Genomic DNA, 22356 nt, shown 5'->3' on the forward strand with positions numbered 1-22356 from the left:
TACAAAACCCGTAAGCGGAACAAACCCAGCAATCGGTTTGTGCTCCGGAAACGTCGCCGTACCTCCAAACGGAGCCGTGGCGGACGCGATTCCTGATGATCAACACCGCTTTGCTGTTCGCTTAATCAACCATGGGACGTTCGCTCAAAAAAGGACCGTTTGTTGCCGACAGCCTGCTTCGCAAGGTTGAAAAGCAAAACGGCGCAGATGACAAGTCCGTGATCAAAACCTGGTCACGTGCTTCCACCATCCTGCCGATGATGATCGGCCACACCATTGCTGTTCACAACGGCAAATCCCATGTTCCCGTCTACGTGACGGAACAGATGGTGGGCCACAAACTCGGGGAATTTGCCCCCACCCGCACCTTCCGGGGCCACATCAAGGATAAGAAAGGAGGCCGCTGACGCTATGGCAAACACACCTTCCAACCAAGCTCTCGCCCACGGCCGCTTCATCCGCGGTTCCGTATCCAAGGTGCGAAGAGTTCTCGACCAGATCCGTGGCCGCAGCTATCGCGAGGCCCTGATCATGCTCGAGTTCATGCCCTACCGCTCCACCGGCCCCATCACCAAGGTGTTGCGCTCGGCTGTGGCTAACGCCGAGAACAATCTCGGCCTGGACCCCTCGACCTTGGTGATCGCTTCAGCGATCGCCGACATGGGTCCCTGCCTGAAGCGCTTCCGCCCCCGCGCCCAGGGTCGTGCCTTCGCGATCAAAAAGCAAACCTGCCACATCAGCATTGCTGTGGCTCCTTCCACCTAACCCCCGAGGACACCGAAAGATGGGACACAAGATCCATCCAACCGGCCTGCGCCTGGGGATTACCCAGGAACACCGCTCGCGTTGGTACGCCCCCAGTAAGACCTATCCAATCCTGCTTCAGGAAGACGACCGCATTCGCAAGTTCATCCACAAGAAGTACGGCGCCGCAGGCATCAGCGATGTGCTGATTGCCCGCAAGGCCGATCAACTGGAGGTTGAACTCAAGACCGCTCGTCCTGGCGTGCTTGTTGGCCGTCAGGGCAGCGGCATTGAAGAGCTGCGCACCGGTATTCAGAAAACCCTCGGCGATGCCAACCGTCAGGTGCGCATCAACGTGGTGGAGGTCGAGCGGGTCGATGCCGACTCGTTCCTGCTGGCCGAGTACATCGCTCAGCAACTGGAGAAGCGCGTTGCCTTCCGCCGCGTCATCCGCATGGCCGTGCAACGGGCCCAGCGGGCTGGAGTGCTCGGCCTGAAAATCATGGTGGCCGGCCGCCTCAACGGCGCCGAGATCGCCCGGACCGAATGGACCCGGGAAGGTCGAGTGCCCCTACACACCCTGCGTGCCGACATCGACTACGCAACCAAGCTGGCCAGCACCACCTACGGAGTGCTGGGAATCAAGGTGTGGATTTTCAAAGGCGAGGTGCTACCTGGCCAGAAAGAGCAGCTGCCCGTGGGTGCTGCGCCCCGCCGCCGGACCAGCCGGCAGCCGCAACAGTTTGAAGACCGCTCTAACAAAGAGTGATCCGGAGCCCTGAACCATGCTGAGTCCAAGACGCGTCAAATTCCGCAAACAACAGCGAGGCCGCATGCGCGGTGTCGCTACCCGGGGCAACACGATTGCCTTCGGAGAGTTTGCACTGCAGGCCCAGGAATGTGGCTGGATCACCTCCCGCCAGATTGAAGCCAGCCGCCGAGCCATGACCCGCCACGTCAAACGCGGCGGCAAGATCTGGATCCGGATCTTCCCTGACAAACCAGTCACGATGCGCGCCGCCGAAACCCGTATGGGTTCCGGTAAGGGCAACCCGGAATTCTGGGTGGCCGTTATCAAACCGGGGCGCATTCTGTTTGAAATGGGTGGTGCTGAAATCACCCCCGAGATCGCCAAGGAAGCCATGCGCCTGGCGCAGTTCAAGCTTCCCCTCAAGACCAAATTCCTGAGCCTGGCGGATCAGGAAAATGCAGCCCCAGTGGAGGCCTGACCGATGGCAAAACCCAACATCGCCGAGGTGCGCAAGCTCACCGGTGTACAGATCAACGAACAGGTCAACGCCACCCGGCGTGAACTGTTTGAGTTGCGCTTCCAGCAAGCCACCCGCCGGCTGGAAAATACTCACCGCTTCAAGCAGGCTCGCATCAAGCTGGCCCACCTGATGACGGTGCAACAGGAGCAGCAACGCTCCGCCGCCACGGCTGCTTCAGCCTCCTGATACCCCCTCGATCCCCATGGCACTCAAGGAAAGGGTCGGCACCGTCGTCAGCGACAAGATGGATAAAACGGTGGTCGTGGCGGTGGAAAACCGCTTCCCCCATCCCATCTATCAAAAGACGGTCAGCCGCACCACCCGTTACAAAGCCCACGATGAAGCGAACAGCTGCAAAGTGGGTGACCGGGTTCGCATCACCGAGACCCGCCCGCTCAGTCGCACCAAGCGCTGGACCGTGGCCGAAGTTCTCACCAACAGCACCGCCGGTTGAGGAGAACTCCTAATGATCCAACAAGAAACCTATTTAAACGTCGCTGATAACAGCGGCGCCAAGCGCATCCAATGCATCCGGGTGCTCGGCACCAACCGTCGCTACGCCCACGTTGGCGACGTGATCGTGGCAGCCGTCAAAGATGCCATGCCCAATATGGGCGTGAAAAAATCGGATGTGGTCAAGGCCGTAGTGGTGCGCACCAAAGCCACCCTGCGCCGTGACACCGGCAATTCAATCCGGTTTGACGACAACGCAGCCGTGATCTTGGGTAACGACAACAACCCCAAGGGAACCCGAGTCTTCGGCCCGGTTGCCCGTGAACTGCGCGAGCGCAACTTCACCAAGATCGTTTCCCTCGCCCCGGAGGTCATCTGAAATGGCGACCGCAACTCCCAAGGCAAAACCCGCTGAGCGCATCAAGATGCGCCTCAAAAAGGGTGACACCGTCCAGCTGATCTCCGGCAAGGACAAGGGCAAAACCGGAGAGGTGCTACGCACCCTTCCCTATGAAAATCGTGTCGTAGTGCAAGGAGTAAACCTGCGCACCCGCCACGTCAAGCCAACCCAGGAAGGCGAGAGTGGCCGCATCGTCACCGAGGAAGCCTCTGTGCATGCCTCGAATGTGATGCTCTACTCCAGCTCAAAACAGGTGGCAAGCCGCGTCGAAATCGTGGTGGAGAAAGACGGCACTAAAAAGCGTCGCCTCAAGAAGACAGGAGAAATCCTCGATTGAGCTCCAGAAGCGTGCCTTGCGATCGCTCGCACAGGCCCCGCCAACTTCAACTCCAGTCCCTGTCAGCCTTCTGACCCAGACCAGAAGCGCACCCCCCTCTCCCCGTCATGTCACTGAAAAAGCGCTACCGGGAGTCGATTCAGCCCAAACTCCTCAAGGACCTGAATCTCTCCAATATTCACGAAGTTCCCAAGGTGGTGAAAGTCACCATCAACAGGGGCCTCGGTGAAGCCGCCCAGAATGCCAAAGCCCTCGAGGCCTCAATCACCGAACTGGCCACAATCACTGGCCAAAAAGTGGTGGTGACTCGAGCCAAAAAGGCAATCGCTGGCTTCAAAATTCGCCAGGGGATGCCAATCGGTGTCGCCGTCACCCTGCGTGGTGAGCGGATGTATGCCTTCCTGGAGCGCCTGATCAATCTTGCTCTGCCCCGCATCCGCGACTTCCGCGGTGTGAGCCCCAAGAGCTTTGACGGCCGGGGGAATTACACCCTGGGGATCCGCGAACAAATCATTTTCCCTGAGATCTCCTTCGACAAAATCGATGCGATCCGGGGGATGGACGTCACGATTGTGACCAACGCCCGTAACGACGAAGAGGGCAGGGCCCTCCTCCGCGAGATGGGAATGCCGTTCCGCAGCAACTGAGCCCTCTTCGGACCCGACCATGGCCAATCACGACCCAATTTCAGACATGCTCACCCGCATTCGCAATGCGAGTGAGAAGCGCCACGAGACCACCAAGATTCCTGCATCCCGACTGGTGCGTAACGTCGCCAATGTGCTGCAGCAGGAAGGCTTCATTGCCGCAATCACCGAAGAAGGTGAAGGCGTCATGAAGCACTTGGTGCTTGAGCTCAAATACAGCGGCAAGCATCGCCAGCCCACGATTCGCTCTGTACAGCGAGTCAGCAAGCCAGGCCTGCGCATCTACAAGAACAATCGCCAGCTGCCCAAAGTTTTGGGCGGCCTGGGAGTTGCCATCATCTCTACGTCGAAAGGGGTGATGAGCGACCGCGATGCCCGTAAGCAGGGCGTCGGTGGCGAAGTGCTTTGCTACGTCTACTGAATCTGGGAGATTGATCCATGTCTCGTATTGGTAAAGCGCCGATTCCCCTCCCCGACAAGGTGAGTGTCAGCCTCAATGGCTTGGCAGTCACCGTGAAGGGGCCTAAGGGCGAACTCAGCCGCACCCTGCCCGAAGGGGTGCAGATCTCCCAGGACGGCAACACCCTGGTGGTGAGCCCCAGCAGCGAAACCCGTCGCTCCCGCGAGCGCCACGGTCTCTGCCGCACGCTTGTCGCCAACATGGTGGAAGGCGTCAGCCAGGGATACACCCGCAAGCTGGAAATCATTGGCGTGGGCTACCGCGCCGCCGTCCAAGGCACAAAGCTTGTGGTCTCAGCTGGCTACAGCCACCAAGTGGAGATGGTGCCCCCCGAGGGCGTCACCTTCGCCGTAGAGGGAAACACCACCGTGTTTGTCTCAGGTGCCAACAAGGAATTGGTGGGCAACGAAGCTGCCAAGGTGCGTGCCATTCGTCCACCTGAGCCTTACAAGGGCAAGGGCATCAAGTACGAGGGTGAGCGCATCCTGCGCAAGGCCGGTAAGACCGGTAAGAAATGAGGTCTGCCTGAGCGTCGTTACCCTGTATCGCAATGTCATCCATCTCCCGCAAACAGCAGACCCAGAAGCGTCACCGCCGCCTGCGTCGTCAGCTCACTGGCACGTCCTCCCGCCCCCGGTTGGCCGTGTTCCGCTCCAACAACCACATCTACGCCCAAGTCATCGACGACGACGCCCAGAACACCCTCTGTGCGGCTTCGACCCTCGACAAGGACCTGCGCACCAACCTCGACGCCAGCTCTACCTGTGATGCCTCCGTGGCGGTAGGCGAGCTGGTAGCCAAACGGGCGCTCGCCCAGGGCATCCAGCAGGTGGTCTTCGATCGAGGCGGCAACCTGTACCACGGCCGGGTCAAGGCCCTGGCTGACGCCGCCCGGGAAGCGGGCCTTCAGTTCTGATCCCTGCTCTCACCATGACCGAAACCAACGATCAAGTTCAGTCCAACGACATCCCGGCCGCGTCGGATGTACCTGCTGCTGCCGAAGGCCAGCAGGATCGCCGCGGTGGTCGGGCTGAAGGCCGAGGCGGCGATAGCCGTCGCGGTGGCGGCCGCGGGCGCGACAACCGTCGCGGCCAGGAGCGCGACTCCGAATGGCAGGAGCGGGTGGTGCAAATCCGCCGCGTCTCCAAGACCGTTAAAGGCGGCAAGAAGATGAGCTTCCGGGCCATCGTTGTCGTTGGCAACGAGAAGGGCCAAGTAGGTGTGGGCGTCGGCAAGGCCGGCGACGTGATCGGCGCAGTCCGCAAGGGCGTAGCCGATGGCAAGAAGCACCTGGTCAAGGTGCCCCTAACCCGTCACAGTTCCATCCCCACCCTCAGCAACGGCCGCGACGGTGCCGCCAGCGTGCTGATCCGCCCGGCAGCGCCCGGAACCGGGGTGATTGCGGGCGGCTCGATCCGCACGGTGCTTGAACTGGCCGGCATCAAAAATGTGCTGGCCAAGCGCCTCGGATCCAAGACCCCCCTCAACAATGCCCGCGCTGCGATGGAGGCTTTGGCCGGCCTTCGCACCCACAAGGAGACCGCCAAGGAGCGGGGCATCTCCCTTGAGCAGATCTACTCCTAAGGCCTCGCCATGACGTTAAATCTCCAGTCCCTAAAACCCAACGCTGGCGCCCGGCGCCGCAAGCTCCGCAAGGGTCGCGGCATTGCAGCAGGCCAGGGCGCCAGCTGCGGTTTCGGCATGCGCGGCCAGAAGTCCCGCTCGGGTCGTCCGACCCGTCCTGGCTTCGAAGGTGGCCAAATGCCTCTCTACCGCCGCATCCCCAAGCTCAAGCACTTTGAGCTGGTCAACCAAAAGGAGTTCACGATCATCAACGTGGCCAAGCTCGCCGACTGCAAAGCCGGCAGCACTATCAGCCTCGATTCCCTGGTGAAGGAAGGTCTCGTGACCAGCCCCAAGCATCCCCTCAAGGTGCTTGGCAACGGTGAACTCTCCGTCAAGCTCACCGTGCAGGCCGCCGCATTTACTGCCAGCGCCCGCACCAAGATCGAAGCTGCCGGTGGCAGCTGCGAAGTCATCTGATCGCCTTGCGGGCCTCCGCCCTAAGGTCTGAGCCGTCCAGTCGAGCCCCGGGCACGCCACGGGTCTTGATGGGCGGTTTTTTCATGTCCATCACACGCCGCCATGCTTGTTAGCCGGGGTCGCAACCCAAGTGCCGGGGAAATCCTCAGCCAACTGATCCAGTCGAAGGGACTACGCGACCGGGTGCTAACCACCCTCGGCCTGCTGCTGCTGGTCCGGCTGGGCATCTACATCCCGATGCCAGGCATCGACCGGGTGGCCTTTCAGCAGTTCCTCTCCCAGGGCGGTCAGCTGATCGGGTTCCTGGACATCTTCACTGGGGGCGGCCTATCCACCCTCGGCGTTTTTGCTCTGGGCATCCTGCCTTTCATCAACGCCTCGATCATCATTCAGCTGCTGACCGCAGCCCTGCCCCAACTGGAGGACCTCCAGAAGAATGAGGGCGAGGCCGGTCGGCGCAAGATCGCCCAGATCACCCGCTACGTGGCTCTGGGCTGGGGCATCCTGCAGAGCCTGGTCTTTGCCCTGATCCTGCGGCAATACGCCACAGAGGGCCTTTCCGAGCCAGTTTTTGTAATCCAGACGGCCCTCGCCCTGGTGACCGGCTCCATGGTGGTGATGTGGATCAGCGAGGTGATCACCGAGCGGGGCATCGGTCAAGGCGCATCCCTGGTGATCTTCGTCAACATCGTTGCCACCCTGCCCAAGGCCCTGGGATCAACGATCGAGCTGGCCCAGAGCGGGGACCGCAGCACAGTTGGCGGCATCGTCGTGCTGGTGCTGGTTTTCCTGCTGACGATCGTGGGGATCATCTTTGTGCAGGAAGGCAACCGCCGCATCCCAATTGTGAGCGCCAAGCGCCAAGTGGGGGGCGCTGGGGTGCTTGCGGCACGGCAGAGCTACCTGCCGCTGAAGCTCAACGCCGGCGGCGTGATGCCAATCATTTTTGCCTCGGCCGTGGTGTTTTTGCCGCTCACCATTGCCAACCTCACCCGCAACCCTTGGCTGATCAAGTTGGCGGGATACCTCAACCCCAACAGCAGCACTCCCTGGCTGTATGCCTTGGTGTTCTTCGGCCTGATCTGCGGCTTCGGCTTCTTTTACGCCTCACTCACAGTGAATCCGGTGGACATCGCCACCAATCTCAAGCGCAGCGGCGTGGCCATCCCCGGCGTGCGCCCCGGCTCAGCCACTGCCAACTACCTCAGCGGCGTGCAGAACCGACTCACCCTGCTGGGTGGTGTGTTCCTCGGCGCCGTGGCGATCATTCCCTCGGCGGTGGAAGGGGCTACCCAGGTGCGCACCTTCCAGGGGCTGGGGGCCACCTCCCTGCTGATTCTGGTGGGCGTTGCGATCGACACAGCCAAACAGGTGCAGACCTACGTGATCTCCCAGCGCTACGAGGGCATGGTGCGCCAGTGACCATCAGCCCCTTGCTGCGGCCCTCGCAGCAACCCCTTCCTCCAACTCCCAAGTTCAGCGATGAAGCAACGTCTCCTCTTCCTTGGCCCCCCAGGAGCTGGTAAGGGCACCCAAGCCCAGCAACTGGCCGCCGATCGCCAGCTGCTGCACCTCTCTACGGGAGACCTGCTGAGGGCGGAGGTTGCTGCTGGCAGCGATCTCGGCAAGGAAGCCGAGGCCGTGATGGCCCGTGGTGAGCTGGTGAGCGATGCGCTGGTGTTGGCGATCGTGCGGGGCCGGCTGGAAGCACTGGCCGCCAGCGGCGGCGGCGGCTGGTTACTGGACGGCTTCCCCCGCAACCTCGTTCAAGCCGAGGCTCTGGGTCTATTGCTCGATGAGCTGCAGCAACCGATCGAGCTGGTGGTGCTGATGGAGCTCGACGACGCCGTCTTGATCCAAAGGCTCCTAAGCCGGGGGCGCTCTGACGACAACGAAAGCGTGATTCGCCACCGGCTGGAGGTCTACCGGGAACAGACCGCACCGCTGATTCAGCATTATCAGCAGCTTGGCTTGCTGCAGGCCATTGAGGCCAATGGCAGCGTCGATGCGATCGCCGAAGGGATCGCCGCCCTGCTCGGTTGAATCGCCAGAGGGTGTTGACCTGTGTGGTAGCTTGTCGGTTTGCAAATTAGGAGAGCACAACTTCCATGAAGGTGCGTGCCTCGGTCAAGAGAATGTGCGACAAATGCCGGGTGATTCGTCGCCACGGCAGGGTGATGGTGATCTGCACCAACCCCAAGCACAAACAGCGCCAAGGCTGACCAGCCCTAGCCAGCCCCCTTGGGGGCCAGCTGTGCATCATTTCCCCGCTCCGCTCAGGCGGAGCCCCTTGCCCCCTCATCGAATTCCTACGTGGCTCGGATTGCCGGCGTTGATATCCCACGCGAAAAGCGCGTCGAGATTGCCCTCACCTACGTGTATGGCATCGGTCTTACCCGTGCCCAGAAGATTCTGGCCAAATCCGGTGTCAGCCCAGACATCCGGGTAAAAGACCTCAGCGACGCCGACGTCCAGAAGTTGCGCGGTGCGGCCGAAACCTTCACCCTCGAAGGCGACCTGCGCCGTCAAGAGGGCATGGCCCTCAAGCGCCTCCAAGACATCGGCTGCGTTCGCGGTCGCCGCCATCGCATGGGCCTGCCCGTGCGTGGCCAGCGCACACGCACCAATGCGCGCACCCGTCGTGGTGCTCGCAAAACCGTGGCCGGCAAGAAGAAGTAAGGCCCCGCCTTCCTTTACCTGCTCCCACCCTGCCGCCAACTGCGCAAGCGACCGGCGTCACCAGGGTGCCCCCCGACGTTCCCCTGATCACCTCCTGCACCAGCAGGCCTTTCCGCCATGGCAAAGCCAGCCAAAAAATCCGGCGCCAAGAAAACGAAGCGCAACGTCCCGAACGGCGTTGCCCACATTCAGAGCACCTTCAACAACACGATCGTGTCGATCACTGACACGGCCGGAGAGGTGATCTCCTGGAGTTCGGCCGGCGCCAGCGGCTTCAAAGGAGCCCGTAAAGGCACACCCTTTGCCGCCCAAACCGCAGCTGAAGCAGCCGCCCGACGCGCCCTCGAGCAAGGCATGCGCCAGATCGAAGTCCTGGTACGGGGTCCTGGTTCAGGCCGCGAAACCGCAATCCGAGCCCTGCAGGTGGCCGGCCTTGAAATCACCCTGATCCGCGACGTGACTCCCCTGCCCCACAACGGTTGCCGTCGCTCCAAGCGCCGTCGCGTCTGAGTCGTCGTTTCGTTCCCGCCCCCTGGGCTTTCTCCAACCTTTCGACCCTTCAGAACGTGTTGCATTACCAAATCGATCGCATTGAGCATCAGGTCGCGGAAGACCGATCCCAGACCGGCACCTTCCTGATCGGCCCGCTCGATCGCGGCCAGGCCACCACGCTTGGCAATGCCCTGCGACGCGTCCTGATCGGCAGCCTGGAAGGCAGTGCCATTACCGCAGTTCGCATCTCCGGGGTCAACCACGAGTACGCCACCGTGCCCGGGGTCCGTGAAGACGTGCTCGACATTCTGCTCAACTGCAAGCAGATCTCCGTTAGCAGCCGCAACCGCGAGCTGGAGATCGGCCGCCTAGTGGTGAACGGCCCCGCGACAGTTACCGCCGCGGATCTGCAGTTCTCCTCCCAGGTGCAGGTAATCGATTCAGATCGCCTGATCGCGACCGTGGCTGAAGGCCACAGCCTCGAAATGGAGGTACACGTTGAGCGTGGTGTCGGCTACCGGCCCGTCAATCGCCACAGCGAAGACACCAGCGCCATCGATCTGCTGCAGATCGATGCCGTGTTCAAGCCCGTGCGCCGGGTCAACTACACGGTTGATGAAACCGCCGTTGGCGAAGGTGGATCCGCTCGCGAAAGACTGCGCCTGGAGATCGAAACCAATGGCAGCGTCACACCAGACGACGCCATGGCCCAATCAGCCAACCAGCTGATCGGTCTGTTCCAGCCCCTGGCCAGCTTGACCATGGTGGAAGAGCCCGGCCTTGAGCCCGAGCCCTCCGCCGAGGCTCAAATTCCCCTCGAAGAACTCAACCTCTCCGTGCGGGCCTACAACTGCCTGAAGCGCGCCCAGGTCAACTCCGTGTCCGACCTGATGGGCTTCAGCTACGAAGATCTGCTGGAGATCAAAAACTTCGGCTCCAAATCTGCCGACGAGGTGATCGAAGCGCTGGAGCGCATCGGCATCACCCTGCCCCAGAGCCGCACTAGCGCCTGATCGGCGGCCCCTTTTACCGACAGCCTTCTCACCTGAGTCAGCCCAATGAGACACCAGTGCCGAGTCCCCATGTTGGGACGCCCCGCCGACCAACGCAAAGCCATGCTGCGGGGTCTCACCACCCAGCTGATCCGCGAGGGTCGGGTTACCACGACTAAAGCCCGTGCCAAGGCTTTACGCGATGAAGCTGAGCGCATGATCAGCCTGGCCAAGGACGGCAGCCTGTCTGCCCGTCGCCGCGCCATCGGCTACATCTATGACAAGCAGTTGGTTCATGCCCTGTTTGACAAAGCCCAAGACCGCTACGGCGAGCGCCAAGGTGGCTACACCCGCATCATCCGCACCGTTCCCCGCCGCGGCGATAACGCCGAGATGGCCATCATCGAACTGGTCTAAACCTCTCCCCCTCTGGCGAGATCCCAAACTGCCGCGGTGGCGTAAGCCCACCGCGGTTTTTTAATGGCTGCATGGTTCCCGTGCTGACTCCCGCCCCCGCCGCCCTGCGCCGCATCGCTCTTTGCCTGCAATACGACGGCTCCGCTTACTGCGGCTGGCAGCGGCAACGCAATGCCCACAGCGTGCAGCAGACCCTGGAGCAAGCGATAGCTGGGCTTGACCCCCAAGGACCCAACCGCACCATGGCTGCTGGCCGCACCGATACGGGCGTGCATGCTGCTGCCCAAGTGGCACACTTCGAAGCGGCTGGGCCAATTCCGCCAGAGCGCTGGGCCAAGGCACTTAATGGTCGGCTACCGGCCACGATCCGCATCCGGGCGGCTGTAGAGGTTGACCCCAGCTGGCACGCCCGCTTCAGCGCTAGCTACAGGCGTTATCGCTACACGATCTACAACGCCCGCACCCCCAACCTGTTCCTGGCCCCCTGGAGCTGGCACCGCTATCAGCGCCGGCTCGATGAACAAGCCATGGGCCTGGCCCTGGAAGCCATGCTCGGCGAACACGACTTTTCTGCCTTTCAACGAGCCGGCAGCCGCCGCGCCCACGGCCGCACCACCCTTCAGGAGGTGCGTTTGGAGCGCCAGGGTGACCTGATCAGCGTCGAGTTGCAAGCCAGCGGTTTTCTTTACGGCATGGTGCGTCTAGTGCTGAGCCAACTCGTGGCGGTTGGCGAGGGGCGGCTCAGCGGCGCCGACTTCGAGCGCCGCTGGCGCCAGTGCCAGCGCCTGGAAGTGAAAGAGGCAGCACCACCTCAGGGCCTCTGCCTGCTGCGGGTGGGCTACCCCAAGCCAGTATTCCCCCAAGCCGCCTGGTATGATTGCCAACCGCGGTATCAGCTCGAGATTTCCGATTCTCCGGATCTCCAGCCTGGTTCAGCCCAGCCTTTCGTCAGTTCAGCGCAGCTACCTCCTGGGGGCGCGCCGACCAGGCGGTAAGGTCACTGAACCCGGGCGTTGGGTTTCCAACGACCAGCTGTCCTGCCCCACTTCCGGCCTGCCGGTGCCTGATCAGGCGAAATGAACAAGACCCCCCTGCCCTCCATTGATTCCCTCGACCGCCAGTGGTATCTGGTGGACGCAGAGAATCAGACCCTCGGTCGCCTGGCGAGCGAAGTGGCCCAAGTGCTGCGTGGCAAGAACAAGCCCTGCTACACCCCCCACCTCGACACAGGCGATTTCGTCATCGTCATCAACGCCGACAAGGTGAAGGTGAGCGGTAACAAGTCGACCCAGAAGATTTACCGCCGCCACTCCGGCCGGCCCGGTGGCATGAAGACCGAGACCTTCGCCCACCTGCAAGCCCGGATCCCTGAGCGGATCGTGGAGAAAGCCATCAAAGGCATGCTTCCCCACAACGCCCTGGGCCGTCAGCTGTTCCGCAAGCTGAAGGTTTACAAGGGTACTGAGCATCCCCACGCTGCCCAACAACCCCAAGCCCTAGCCCTCGATCCCGCCACTGCCGCCCGATGAGCACTAACAAAGTCGTCTATTGGGGTACGGGTCGTCGTAAGACGGCAGTTGCCCGAGTGCGTGTGGTTCCCGGGACCGGCACCGTAACCATCAACGGTCGCCCTGGCGACAACTATCTCAACTACAACCCCGTTTATCTCGCAGCGGTCAAAGCTCCACTGCAGACTCTCGGCTTGGCAACCGACTACGACCTGCTGGTAAATGTGCGTGGTGGTGGTCTTACCGGCCAGGCCGACGCCATCAAGCAGGGTGCAGCTCGTGCCCTGTGTGAATTGTCCCCGGACAACCGCAAGCCCCTTAAAACCGAAGGCCACCTCAGCCGCGACCCTCGCGCCAAGGAGCGTCGCAAGTACGGCCTGAAGAAAGCCCGTAAGGCACCTCAGTTCTCCAAGCGCTGATTTCTTCTCCCCGCCATCAGCCCCTTTCCCGTCATGCCCAAGGCCGAAATTCATCCCACCTGGTACCCCGATGCCAAGGTGATTTGCAACGGAGAGGTGGTTATGACCACCGGTTCCACCTCCCCCGAACTCCACGTCGATGTGTGGAGTGGCAACCACCCCTTCTATACCGGCACCCAAAAGATCCTCGACACCGAGGGCCGTGTAGACCGCTTCATGCGCAAGTACGGCATGGGTGGAGCCGATTCCCTCTCCAACGCCGCTGCCAAGCAGGAGCCCCAGGCTGAGGCCTCGGCCGAAGCTGCAAGCCAAGTTGAGACCGTGGCCCCCGCTGTGGCCGAAGCCTGATCTCTGCAGGCCTGATTGAACCCCCCAGCCGGGTGCTTACGGGCACCCGGCTTTGTGTTGTCTGGTGCCCATGCGGGCTCCTCCTACCTCGCTGATGGATCCTTCCCTGCTGCATGAGCGCCTGGAGACGGCCCGCCGCACCTTCGAGACCCTGGAACGCCAGCTGGCAGATCCAGCCGTGGCGGCTAATCCCAGCCAGATGCAGGCCATCGCCCGCGAGAGAGCTCGCCTTGAGCCCCTGGTGCAGGACCACCTGAGCCTGCAGAAACTGCAGCAGGAAGAGCGCGAAGCTCGCGCCCTGCTGAAAGAACATCGGGGCGACCTCGCCATGGAGGAACTGGTCAGCGAGGAGCTGGCAACCCTGGCGGAAGCCACGGCCAGCCTGCTCGACAAGCTCACGGTGGCCCTGCTGCCCCGAGACCCCCGCGATGAGCGCAGCGTGATGTTGGAGATCCGCGCCGGCGCCGGTGGCGATGAAGCGGCGATCTGGGCCGGCGATCTAGCCCGCATGTATGAGCGCTACGCCCAAGGGGTGGGCTGGCGAGTGGAGCCAGTAAGCGCCTCCGAAGCCGAGCTCGGGGGCTACAAAGAACTAATCCTCGCCATCAAGGGTGATGGGGTTTTCAGCCAGCTGAAGTTCGAGGCTGGCGTGCATCGGGTGCAACGGGTGCCGGCCACCGAGTCCCAGGGCCGGGTGCACACCTCAACCGCCACGGTCGCCGTGATGCCTGAGGCCGATCCCGTGGAGGTTCAGATCGAACCCGGCGATATCGAAATCAGTACCGCCCGCTCCGGTGGCGCCGGCGGCCAAAACGTCAACAAAGTGGAAACGGCCGTAGACCTGCTGCACAAGCCCACCGGCATTCGGGTGTTCTGCACCCAGCAGCGCTCCCAGCTGCAGAACCGCGAGCGCGCCATGGAAATCCTGAGGGCCAAGCTCTATGAGCGCCAACTGGCAGAAGCCAACGCCCAGGAGCGCTCCACCAGGCTGGCCCAGGTAGGCAGCGGCGACCGCAGCGAGAAAATCCGCACCTACAACTTCAAAGACAACCGCACTACCGACCACCGCCTCGGCCGCAACTTCGCGCTTGAGCCGGTGCTCAACGGCCAGCTCCACGACCTGATCAGTGCCTCAATAGCCGCCGATCAGAGCCGCCAGCTCGAAGAGCTGGCCCAACAGGTAGCCAGCTGAGGCTTCTCAGGACCCAATCACATATTTGGCCCACTCGCCATGCTGACCAGCGGAGATCTGGCGACTGGCTTCAAAGCTGAAGCTGCCCAGGGGCCGATGGGGTGGCCGCAGCAGGGGCATGGCCGCCTCCCGCGGCGTGCGGTTCCCCTTGCGGACATTGCAGGGCAGACAGGCTGTGGTGACGTTTTCCCAGGTATCGAGGCCACCGCGGCTGCGGGGCACCACATGGTCGACAGAGAGCTGCTCAGCGCTGGCACCGCAGTACTGGCAGCGATGGCCATCGCGGTGAAACAGGTTGCGGCGGGTCAGGGGCAACGGCTTGTAGGGCACCCGCACGAAATGACGCAGGCGGATCACTGTGGGCAGCAGGGTGTCCTCGCGAATCCTGCGGTCCGGGTCATGCTCAAGCCCCTCCGCCTTCCCCTTCAGCACCATCACCACCGCACGACGCCAGGTGGTGATGTTGAGGGGCTCGTAGGACGCGTTTAGAACGAGAACGTGGCCCATGCCAGCACCCGTGATCGGCGGCATGCTAGTGGCAATCTTCGCTGTAATCCGTGACCCAAGCGACCGAGACCAGCTGGAGTGCCCCGGCCCATGAGGCCAGCCTGGCTCGGCAACGGGCCTGGGTAGAGGTGAATACCGGCGCCATAAGTGCCAACGCCCGCAGCCTGAAACGCTGCATAGGCAATGGCACCGAGCTGATGGCTGTGGTCAAGGCCGACGGCTATGGCCATGGATCGATCCCCGTGGCCCGGGCCGCCCTCGCTGGTGGAGCCAGTCAGTGCGGTGTCGCCACCCTGAGCGAAGGCATCGAGCTGCGCAGGGCCGGCATCGAAGCACCAATCCTGGTGCTCGGCAACCTCACCCAGGTAGAGGAGCTGCGCAGCTGTCTGCACTGGCAGCTCATGCCCACCATCAGCGGCATGCGCGAAGCCCTGCTCTGCCAAAACCTCGCCAGCGGCCAAGGCCGCCCGATGGCCCTGCAGCTCAAGCTCGACACTGGCATGGCTCGGCTCGGGGCCGATTGGCAAGAGGGGCCCAGACTCGTGGCCGCGATCACGGAACTGGAAGCCGTGCAGTTGGCCGGTCTCTATTCCCATCTCGCCAGTGCCGATGCATCAGCGGACGCCGATGACGGGCTCACCGATCAACAGCAGCGACTGTTCGAGACGGTGCTTCAGACCCTGGAGCACCAGCGCCTGCAGGCTGGCATCCGCCACCTAGCCAACTCGGCCGGCACCCTGCGCAGCCCAGGGTTGCACTACGACCTAGTGCGAGTCGGCTTGGCGCTTTACGGCCACAGCCCTGCGGCCCACCTGGCTTCTGTCACACCCCTGCAGGGAGCGATGACCTTGCACGCCCGCGTCAGCCTGATTCGGGAGGTGGGTAGCGGGGTGGGGGTGAGCTACGGCCATCGTTTCCGCACCAGCCGCCCCAGCCGTCTGGCCGTTGTTGGCATTGGCTACGCCGATGGAGTGCCCCGCCAGCTCTCCAACCAGCTGGAAGTGCTGTTTGCAGGCCAACGTCTGCCCCAAGTGGGAGCCATCACCATGGACCAAATGGTGCTCGATGCCACCGACTGCCCGGAACTGGAGGTGGGGTCGGTGGTGACCCTGCTAGGCCAGGAGGGAAGCGAACAAATCACCCCCACCGACTGGAGCGATCGCTGCCAGACCATCCCCTGGGAAATCCTCTGCGGCTTTAAGCACCGCCTGCCGCGACTCACCGCCGCCCAGGCCGCCTGGGAGGCCCCAGGCGATAGGGCTCACTGATAAAGTCAGCAAGCCCCTGGAGAGGTGGCTGAGTGGTTGAAAGCGGCTCCCTGCTAAGGAGTTACAGGAGGCAACTCTTGTCGAGGGTTCGAATCCCTCCCTCTCCGTTGTTAAGTCCGGATGCTTAGTTACGGCTGGCTGCAGCCAGCCGGCTAGCTATCTCGGGTAGGAGCTTGGGATCTTGGGCGCAGGCTTGGCCCTCGGAAAAAATCACCAGCAGGAAGGGCGCCGCTATTGGCATTGAGCCCTCAGCTGGCAGCTCCACGTAGGCAGCATCGTGCCGGGCCTGGCTCATCCAGCCCGCCTTGCTCCAGAGGCGAGAGCCCAGAGGCAAACCCTCACCAATGAAGCCATCCACCTGGTTTTCTGGATCCTCAAGCCTCAGGGCCGGATCCAGACTGCGCGCCAGCAGAGCTGTCATCCGGGCGCAAGCCGGTGGCGAGACCAGGGCCGACGCCAGCAAGGCCTGCAACAGACGGGCTACCGCGTCGGTACTGAGGCGATTACGGTTTTCAAGCTCGCTGCCGTAATAGTCCCGCTCCCGCCCGTAGGGACCATCTCCCCAGGTTTTCTGGCAAGCATTACAGCCCTGCAGCTCCGGCCAGCCAAGCTCGCTCAGCCAGCCATTGACAAGCTGACGCTGCTCCACCCAGTGGGCCATGCGCTCGGGGAGCAGAGAAGGGCCGCTGGTGGTGCCACTCAGCAAATCCACCACCAGGGAGGTGGCGTCGTTGCTGGAGTCGCGAATCATGTCTGAAAGGGCCCGCCGCAGCTCGGGCGTATCCGCAAGCAAATCAGCCTGGCGCCAGGCCTCGGCCGCCACCAGGTACACCAGCTTCACCACGCTGGCTGGGTAGCGGGGCCGATCCCCAGCCCAGCTCGCCCCCTGCACCGGCTGGGCCCAGAACTTATCGGGATCGAGATCGGCAGCCCGGCCAAGCAAGGGCTGGTCGTAGCGGAGCCAGGTAATGGAGAGGTGCTGGGCTAAACCAGGTCGTCCCTCCAGCTCTAGAGCCCGCACCAGATCGGCCAGGATCTGAGCCATGGCTGGATCGGGGCTGTAAAAAGCCATCACCGCCGGCCAACGTATTGGCGAGATTAGCTGTGCTGACAGTGAACACCATCAACCCTGCCCCGCTGGCTGCCGGCACCCCAGCCGCGCCGGAATGGCTCCTCGCCGGCACGAACTGGCAGCTCACTGGCAGCGTCGACCTCTACAGCCAGGCCCGTGGTGAGGGGCTAGCCAGCCAGGCCTGGCCTGGCCGCCACCTGAAAATCCTGACCAGCCCTGCAGCTACAGAACCAGGAATGCGCCTGCGGGTACGAACGCTCGACGATGGCTACCCAGGCTGGCTTGAGCCCGATGCCCTGCTGGGGCGAGCAGTGGCCTGCTTCCCGCCCCAGCCCCAACTCCTGCAGCGCTGCAGCATTGCCCGCAGGCTTGAGCAGGTGCTGAGCTTCGCTCAGGCCAGCCAGCGCCTAGCCAACACCTACCTCTGGGGCGGCAGCCTGGGCCCCAACTACGACTGCTCCGGTCTGGTGCAGCGGGCCTATGCCAGCGCCGGCATCTGGATTCCGCGCGATGCCTACCTACAGGAGCGGTTCTGTCAGCCAGTGGCGGTGCGCCCTGGCCAGGTGCAGTTGCTGGAGCCTGGCGACCTGATCTTTTTTGGCACACCCCAGCGCTGCAGCCACGTGGGACTGCACCTAGGTGGCGGCCGCTATTTACATAGCTCCGGCGTCGCCCACGGCCGCAACGGCATCGGCCTCGACAACCTGGCGCCCCAAAACCCCGACCCGGTGGCGCGCCACTACCGACTGGAACTGCGGGGAGCGGGGCGGGTAATGCACAGCCATAACGGCAGCCCCCTACCCACCTAGGGTCGATGCCTAGGGCTGACAAAGACATGCAGCAAACGGGGGAAGGCCTGGCCGAGCTTTCCGTAGTGGTGCCCCTATACAACGAGGAGGAGAGCCTGCCCCAGTTGGTGGAGCAGTTGCTGGCGGCACTGCGACCGCTGCAGCTGGGCTTTGAGTTGGTGCTGGTAGACGACGGATCTAAGGACGGCACAGCGAAGCTGCTCAGCCAGCTGGCCGCCACGGTTCCTGAGCTGGTGGCAGTGCTGCTGCGCCGCAACTACGGCCAGACGGCGGCCATGGCGGCCGGCTTTGACGCCAGCGGCGGGGCGGTGATCGTGACCCTCGATGGCGATCTGCAGAACGACCCAGCCGATATCCCCCTACTGCTAGCTGAGCTCGAGCAAGGCTTCGACCTGGTAAGTGGCTGGCGCCACCAGCGCCAGGATGCGGCCATGCAACGGCTGCTGCCGAGCCGCATCGCCAACAGCCTGATTGCCCGGGTAACTGGGGTACGACTCCACGACTACGGCTGCTCTCTGAAGGCTTATCGGCGCGAGGTAGTGAGTGATCTCAACCTGTACGGCGAACTACACCGCTTCCTGCCTGCCCTGGCCTTCATCGAAGGTGCCCGGATCAGCGAGGTGAAAGTAAACCACCATCCCCGTCGTTATGGGGAGAGCAAATACGGACTCGACCGCACCTTCCGGGTGTTGATGGACCTGCTGACGGTCTGGTTCATGAAGCGCTTTCTAACCAGGCCGATGCACGTCTTCGGCTTCGGCGGCCTGGCCGCCATGGGCGCAGGGCTGCTGATCGGCCTCTGGCTTGTAGGCGAGAAACTGCTGTTTGGCGCAGACATTGGCGATCGCCCCCTGCTGCTGATGGCCCTACTGAGTTTTCTGACAGGGGTGCAGCTGTTCTGCTTTGGCCTGCTGGCCGAACTGCAGATGCGCACGTACCACGAAAGCCAGGGACGACCGATCTACCGGGTGCGCGGCATCGTGCGCGGATCCGGCGGCTGAGGGGCGTGGCAAAGGGATTGAATTTTTATGTCGCACTTGCCGACCCCGCAGGCTGCCTCGGGAGGTCTTCGTACAGTATTAACGGTTGCTATTGGCCCGCGCCATGACTGGAGAATTTGCTGCCGCTTGGTTGCCCTCGGTGTTAGTCCCACTTGTTGGAATCCTCGGCCCAGCCGTGGCCATGGCCCTGCTTTTCAACGTAATCGAAGCCCGCGACTGAGCCCGACCCAAGCCGTCGCTCAGCCTCACCGCCTACCCCCGCCACCATGACCGTGACCCCCGTGGCCGACCCCTGCGTCGGCAATCTGGCAACCCCCGTCAACAGCAGCTATTTCAGCCGGGCCTTCATAAACGCCCTGCCCGCCTACCGCCCCTCCCTATCTCCGAACCGTCGTGGTTTGGAAGTGGGCATGGCCCATGGCTTCTTTCTTTACGGACCCTTCGCCGTCTGTGGGCCCCTGCGGCTCACCGAGTACGCCAGCACCGCTGGTTTACTCGCCAGCATTGGACTGGTGTCGATCTTGACCGTATGTCTCTCGATCTACGGCACCGCTGGCAACGGACCCAACATCCAGCCGGCTGACGCCACCATCGACAACCCACCCGCAGACCTGTTCACCAAGGCTGGCTGGGCAGAATTTGCCAGTGGTTTCTGGCTGGGTGGCTGCGGTGGCGCCGCCTTTGCCTGGTTCCTGGCCGGCACCGCGATCGTTGCCCCGTTGGTCAACATCGCCGGCGGCGTCTGGAGCGTCAACTGAATCCCAAGCGGTTTTCCAATCCCCTGCAAGCTCCGCCAAGGCGGGGCTTTTTTATTGGATGTTTTTAATGATCCTTTATTGGGCTTTTGATTGGGATGATCTTGTTTAAGCCAGCTTGATAGCCAGTGGCCACCGAGCCACGAGCCAAGCTCTTGGGAGCAAAGCTCTCACCCTTGGGGGAATGAGCCGGCGCTGGGCAATGTTGGGCAGTGGTGATCAGTGATGGGCAAGATAACCAACTACCAATGGACAATAAAAAACCCCAGCTTGCGCCGGGGTTAATTCGTCCCTCGAGGGAATCAAGCAGGCCGCGATTAGCCGAACTTACCCGAGGTAGAAGCAATCAGGAAAGCTGCATACGTGAGTATGTAGCCGATAGTGAAGTGAGCAAGACCCACAACACGAGCCTGGACGATCGAAAGAGCGACAGGCTTATCGCGCCAGCCAACGAGGTTGGCGAGCGGGGTGCGCTGATGAGCCCAGACGATGGTCTCGATGAGTTCCTGCCAGTAGCCGCGCCAGGAGATCAGGAACATGAAACCGGTGGCCCAAACCAGGTGACCAAACAGGAACATCCAAGACCAGACGGCAAGGTTGTTGCTGCCAAACGGGTTGTAACCGTTGATCAGCTGAGAGGAGTTAAGCCACAGGTAGTCGCGGAACCAACCCATTAGATAGGTGCTGGATTCGTTGAACTGAGCCACGTTGCCCTGCCAGATGGCGAGGTGCTTCCAGTGCCAGTAGAAGGTGACCCAACCGACGGTATTCAGGGCCCAGAAGACGCTCAGATAGAAAGAGTCCCAGGCACTGATGTCGCAGGTACCACCACGGCCAGGGCCGTCGCAGGGGAAGGAATAGCCGAAGTCCTTTTTGTCGGGCATCAGCTTGGAACCCCGGGCATCCAGGGCACCCTTCACCAGGATCAGAGTCGTGGTGTGCAGACCAAGCGCAATGGCGTGGTGAACAAGGAAATCACCCGGACCGATCTGCAGGAAGAGGTCGTTGCCACCATTGATGGCGTCGATCCAACCGGGCAGATAAACCGCACTAGCGGTGCTAGCTGCGGATGCGGAATTGGATAGCAGCACATCCATGCCGTACATCGCCTTGCCGGAAGCGGCCTGAACGAATTGGGCAAAGACGGGCTCCACCAAGATCTGCTTCTCGGGAGTACCAAAAGCCACGACCACGTCGTTGTGGACGTAGAGACCCAGGGTGTGGAAGCCAAGGAACAGGGAGACCCAGCTCAGGTGGCTGATTAGGGCTTCCTTGTGCTCAAGCATCCTGGCCAACACGTTGTCTTTGTTGGCTTCCGGGTCGTAGTCGCGGATGAAGAAGATCGCACCGTGGGCGAAAGCACCGCACATCAGGAAGATGGCGATGTATTGGTGGTGGGTATAAAGCGCAGCCTGCGTTGTGTAGTCCTTAGCGATAAACGCGTAGGACGGCATCGCATACATGTGCTGGGCCACCAGGCTGGTGACCACACCCAGAGCTGCCAAAGCCAGACCAAGCTGGAAGTGGAGCGAGTTATTGATCGTGTCGTAGAGGCCCTTGTGGCCAGCGCCGAGGTCACCAGGGGTGCCCTTGGGTGGGTTGTGGGCTTCCAGAATCTCGCGAATCGAGTGGCCGATACCGAAGTTTGTCCGGTACATGTGGCCAGCGATCACAAAGATGCAACCGATCGCTAGGTGGTGGTGGGCAATGTCCGTGAGCCAAAGAGCTTCTGTTTGGGGGTGGAAGCCACCCAGGAAGGTAAGGATCGCGGTGCCAGAACCCTCAGCAGTTCCGAACTGTTGATAGACGGTGTCAGGGTTCTGGGCGTACACGCCCCAGTTGCCGGTGAAGAACGGAGCCAAACCAGCGGGGTGAGGCAGCACTGAGAGGAAGTTGTCCCACCCAACGTGCTGACCACGGGCCTCAGGGATAGCCACGTGAACCAGGTGACCGGTCCAAGCAATAGAGCTGAAACCAAACAGAACCGCCAAGTGGTGGTTTAGGCGGGATTCAGCATTCTTGAACCAGGCCAGGGAAGGCCGGAACTTGGGCTGAAGGTGGAGCCAGCCTGCGAACAGCGCCCAAGCAGACAGGATCATCATGAAGATGGAACCCTGATAAAGCTCAGCGTTGGTTTTCATCCCGATCGTGTACCACCAGTGGTACAGACCCGAATAAGCAATGTTCACAGGGGAGGTAGCACCAGCCTGGGTAAAGGCGGCGATAGCTCCCTGGCCGAAGTGGGGATCCCAGATCGCGTGAGCGATGGGACGCACATGCAGAGGATCGGCGACCCACTGCTCAAAGTTGCCCTGCCAGGCGATATGGAACAGGTTGCCCGAAACCCAGAGGCCAATGATGGCCAGGTGACCGAAATGGGTGGAGAACAGCTTTTGGTAAAGCCGCTCCTCGGTCATGCCGTCGTGGCTCTCGAAATCGTGAGCCGTGGCAATGCCGTACCAAATCCGGCGGGTTGTCGGGTCCTGTGCCAGACCCTGGCTGAACGAAGGAAATTTCGTTGCCATTGGGAGAGGTCAGAAAA

34 protein-coding genes, 1 tRNA gene and 1 pseudogene are annotated in these 22356 nt (G+C 62.1%); 33 read left to right on the forward strand and 3 right to left on the reverse strand.

What is annotated here, in order from left to right:
• The 27 genes and pseudogenes from rplB to prfA form a co-directional block, all read left to right on the forward strand.
• A pseudogene (gene rplB, locus KBY75_RS09990) lies at window positions 1-96 on the forward strand (50S ribosomal protein L2); the annotation flags it as partial.
• Window positions 97-131: 35 nt separating this feature from the next.
• Window positions 132-407, forward strand: coding sequence for a 30S ribosomal protein S19 (rpsS, locus tag KBY75_RS09995; protein WP_106632383.1), 276 nt, complete (start codon window positions 132-134; stop codon window positions 405-407).
• Between the two features lie 4 nt (window positions 408-411).
• Window positions 412-765 (forward strand): 50S ribosomal protein L22, encoded by a 354-nt coding sequence (rplV, locus tag KBY75_RS10000; protein WP_255023802.1) that lies wholly within the window; start codon window positions 412-414, stop codon window positions 763-765.
• 19 nt (window positions 766-784) lie between these two features.
• The gene (gene rpsC / locus KBY75_RS10005; protein ID WP_255023803.1) at window positions 785-1513 is read left to right on the forward strand and encodes a 30S ribosomal protein S3; all 729 of its coding nucleotides are present in this window, start codon (window positions 785-787) and stop codon (window positions 1511-1513) included.
• Between the two features lie 16 nt (window positions 1514-1529).
• On the forward strand, window positions 1530-1973 hold the full coding sequence (rplP, locus tag KBY75_RS10010; RefSeq protein ID WP_254937625.1) for a 50S ribosomal protein L16: 444 nt from the start codon (window positions 1530-1532) through the stop codon (window positions 1971-1973).
• Between the two features lie 3 nt (window positions 1974-1976).
• Window positions 1977-2201, forward strand: a complete 225-nt coding sequence (gene rpmC / locus KBY75_RS10015; protein ID WP_255023804.1) for a 50S ribosomal protein L29 — start codon at window positions 1977-1979, stop codon at window positions 2199-2201.
• A gap of 16 nt (window positions 2202-2217) precedes the next feature.
• Window positions 2218-2469: a 30S ribosomal protein S17 gene (gene rpsQ, locus KBY75_RS10020; protein WP_094560052.1), complete on the forward strand. Its 252-nt coding sequence runs from the start codon at window positions 2218-2220 to the stop codon at window positions 2467-2469.
• A gap of 12 nt (window positions 2470-2481) precedes the next feature.
• Complete coding sequence (gene rplN / locus KBY75_RS10025; RefSeq protein ID WP_106632388.1) at window positions 2482-2847, forward strand: 50S ribosomal protein L14; 366 nt, start codon at window positions 2482-2484, stop codon at window positions 2845-2847.
• 1 nt (window position 2848) lies between these two features.
• Entirely contained in the window at window positions 2849-3205 is a 357-nt protein-coding gene (gene rplX / locus KBY75_RS10030; protein ID WP_254937627.1) for a 50S ribosomal protein L24, read from the forward strand.
• A 107-nt stretch (window positions 3206-3312) separates the two neighbouring features.
• Window positions 3313-3852, forward strand: coding sequence for a 50S ribosomal protein L5 (gene rplE, locus KBY75_RS10035; protein WP_254941848.1), 540 nt, complete (start codon window positions 3313-3315; stop codon window positions 3850-3852).
• 19 nt (window positions 3853-3871) lie between these two features.
• Window positions 3872-4273, forward strand: a complete 402-nt coding sequence (gene rpsH / locus KBY75_RS10040; RefSeq protein WP_254937629.1) for a 30S ribosomal protein S8 — start codon at window positions 3872-3874, stop codon at window positions 4271-4273.
• A gap of 17 nt (window positions 4274-4290) precedes the next feature.
• A complete protein-coding gene (rplF, locus tag KBY75_RS10045; protein ID WP_254937630.1) occupies window positions 4291-4830 on the forward strand; it encodes a 50S ribosomal protein L6 in 540 nt (179 codons plus the stop codon).
• Window positions 4831-4862: 32 nt separating this feature from the next.
• Complete coding sequence (gene rplR, locus KBY75_RS10050; protein WP_254937631.1) at window positions 4863-5228, forward strand: 50S ribosomal protein L18; 366 nt, start codon at window positions 4863-4865, stop codon at window positions 5226-5228.
• A 14-nt stretch (window positions 5229-5242) separates the two neighbouring features.
• Window positions 5243-5896, forward strand: a complete 654-nt coding sequence (gene rpsE, locus KBY75_RS10055; protein WP_254937632.1) for a 30S ribosomal protein S5 — start codon at window positions 5243-5245, stop codon at window positions 5894-5896.
• A gap of 9 nt (window positions 5897-5905) precedes the next feature.
• Complete coding sequence (gene rplO, locus KBY75_RS10060; RefSeq protein WP_254937633.1) at window positions 5906-6355, forward strand: 50S ribosomal protein L15; 450 nt, start codon at window positions 5906-5908, stop codon at window positions 6353-6355.
• Between the two features lie 102 nt (window positions 6356-6457).
• Entirely contained in the window at window positions 6458-7777 is a 1320-nt protein-coding gene (secY, locus tag KBY75_RS10065; RefSeq protein ID WP_255023805.1) for a preprotein translocase subunit SecY, read from the forward strand.
• Between the two features lie 60 nt (window positions 7778-7837).
• On the forward strand, window positions 7838-8398 hold the full coding sequence (locus tag KBY75_RS10070; RefSeq protein ID WP_255023806.1) for an adenylate kinase: 561 nt from the start codon (window positions 7838-7840) through the stop codon (window positions 8396-8398).
• Window positions 8399-8463: 65 nt separating this feature from the next.
• Complete coding sequence (gene rpmJ / locus KBY75_RS10075; RefSeq protein WP_048018126.1) at window positions 8464-8577, forward strand: 50S ribosomal protein L36; 114 nt, start codon at window positions 8464-8466, stop codon at window positions 8575-8577.
• A gap of 91 nt (window positions 8578-8668) precedes the next feature.
• Window positions 8669-9034, forward strand: coding sequence for a 30S ribosomal protein S13 (rpsM, locus tag KBY75_RS10080; protein ID WP_106632398.1), 366 nt, complete (start codon window positions 8669-8671; stop codon window positions 9032-9034).
• 117 nt (window positions 9035-9151) lie between these two features.
• On the forward strand, window positions 9152-9544 hold the full coding sequence (rpsK, locus tag KBY75_RS10085) for a 30S ribosomal protein S11 (protein ID WP_010311626.1): 393 nt from the start codon (window positions 9152-9154) through the stop codon (window positions 9542-9544).
• 56 nt (window positions 9545-9600) lie between these two features.
• Window positions 9601-10539 (forward strand): DNA-directed RNA polymerase subunit alpha, encoded by a 939-nt coding sequence (locus KBY75_RS10090; protein ID WP_255023834.1) that lies wholly within the window; start codon window positions 9601-9603, stop codon window positions 10537-10539.
• Window positions 10540-10584: 45 nt separating this feature from the next.
• Entirely contained in the window at window positions 10585-10935 is a 351-nt protein-coding gene (gene rplQ, locus KBY75_RS10095; protein ID WP_106632400.1) for a 50S ribosomal protein L17, read from the forward strand.
• A 71-nt stretch (window positions 10936-11006) separates the two neighbouring features.
• A complete protein-coding gene (gene truA, locus KBY75_RS10100; RefSeq protein ID WP_255023807.1) occupies window positions 11007-11930 on the forward strand; it encodes a tRNA pseudouridine(38-40) synthase TruA in 924 nt (307 codons plus the stop codon).
• Window positions 11931-12011: 81 nt separating this feature from the next.
• Entirely contained in the window at window positions 12012-12464 is a 453-nt protein-coding gene (gene rplM, locus KBY75_RS10105; protein ID WP_254960511.1) for a 50S ribosomal protein L13, read from the forward strand.
• Window positions 12461-12862, forward strand: coding sequence for a 30S ribosomal protein S9 (gene rpsI, locus KBY75_RS10110; protein WP_254960512.1), 402 nt, complete (start codon window positions 12461-12463; stop codon window positions 12860-12862). Before rplM ends, rpsI begins: the two co-directional genes overlap by 4 nt.
• 33 nt (window positions 12863-12895) lie before the next feature.
• A complete protein-coding gene (gene rpmE, locus KBY75_RS10115) occupies window positions 12896-13210 on the forward strand; it encodes a 50S ribosomal protein L31 (RefSeq protein WP_255023808.1) in 315 nt (104 codons plus the stop codon).
• Window positions 13211-13304: 94 nt separating this feature from the next.
• Window positions 13305-14402: a peptide chain release factor 1 gene (gene prfA, locus KBY75_RS10120; protein ID WP_255023835.1), complete on the forward strand. Its 1098-nt coding sequence runs from the start codon at window positions 13305-13307 to the stop codon at window positions 14400-14402.
• Between the two features lie 6 nt (window positions 14403-14408).
• On the opposite strand, the gene KBY75_RS10125 is transcribed toward prfA, so the two are convergent.
• Entirely contained in the window at window positions 14409-14909 is a 501-nt protein-coding gene (locus KBY75_RS10125) for an HNH endonuclease (protein ID WP_255023836.1), read from the reverse strand.
• A gap of 50 nt (window positions 14910-14959) precedes the next feature.
• Here KBY75_RS10125 and alr point away from each other — a divergent pair, with 50 nt between their 5' ends.
• Together alr and KBY75_RS10135 are read left to right on the forward strand one after the other, a co-directional pair.
• Window positions 14960-16177 carry an alanine racemase gene (alr, locus tag KBY75_RS10130; protein WP_255023809.1) on the forward strand — a complete coding sequence of 406 codons (1218 nt, stop codon included), beginning with the start codon at window positions 14960-14962 and terminating at the stop codon, window positions 16175-16177.
• Between the two features lie 18 nt (window positions 16178-16195).
• Window positions 16196-16284 (forward strand) — tRNA-Ser (locus KBY75_RS10135).
• A 17-nt stretch (window positions 16285-16301) separates the two neighbouring features.
• On the opposite strand, the gene KBY75_RS10140 is transcribed toward KBY75_RS10135, so the two are convergent.
• Entirely contained in the window at window positions 16302-17249 is a 948-nt protein-coding gene (locus KBY75_RS10140) for a serine hydrolase (protein WP_255023810.1), read from the reverse strand.
• Between the two features lie 32 nt (window positions 17250-17281).
• Here KBY75_RS10140 and KBY75_RS10145 point away from each other — a divergent pair, with 32 nt between their 5' ends.
• From KBY75_RS10145 to KBY75_RS10160, 4 genes are all read left to right on the forward strand, one after another.
• Window positions 17282-18058 carry a C40 family peptidase gene (locus tag KBY75_RS10145; protein ID WP_396098204.1) on the forward strand — a complete coding sequence of 259 codons (777 nt, stop codon included), beginning with the start codon at window positions 17282-17284 and terminating at the stop codon, window positions 18056-18058.
• A gap of 5 nt (window positions 18059-18063) precedes the next feature.
• Entirely contained in the window at window positions 18064-19059 is a 996-nt protein-coding gene (locus tag KBY75_RS10150) for a glycosyltransferase family 2 protein (RefSeq protein WP_255023811.1), read from the forward strand.
• Window positions 19060-19162: 103 nt separating this feature from the next.
• Window positions 19163-19279: a photosystem I reaction center subunit VIII gene (locus tag KBY75_RS10155; RefSeq protein ID WP_106632445.1), complete on the forward strand. Its 117-nt coding sequence runs from the start codon at window positions 19163-19165 to the stop codon at window positions 19277-19279.
• A gap of 46 nt (window positions 19280-19325) precedes the next feature.
• A complete protein-coding gene (locus KBY75_RS10160) occupies window positions 19326-19817 on the forward strand; it encodes a photosystem I reaction center subunit XI (RefSeq protein WP_254937643.1) in 492 nt (163 codons plus the stop codon).
• Between the two features lie 314 nt (window positions 19818-20131).
• On the opposite strand, the gene psaB is transcribed toward KBY75_RS10160, so the two are convergent.
• On the reverse strand, window positions 20132-22339 hold the full coding sequence (psaB, locus tag KBY75_RS10165; protein WP_254937644.1) for a photosystem I core protein PsaB: 2208 nt from the start codon (window positions 22337-22339) through the stop codon (window positions 20132-20134).
• Window positions 22340-22356: the final 17 nt, after the last annotated feature.

Origin of the sequence: Cyanobium sp. T1G-Tous, from assembly GCF_024345455.1 — a bacterium.
Lineage (GTDB): Bacteria > Cyanobacteriota > Cyanobacteriia > PCC-6307 > Cyanobiaceae > Cyanobium_A.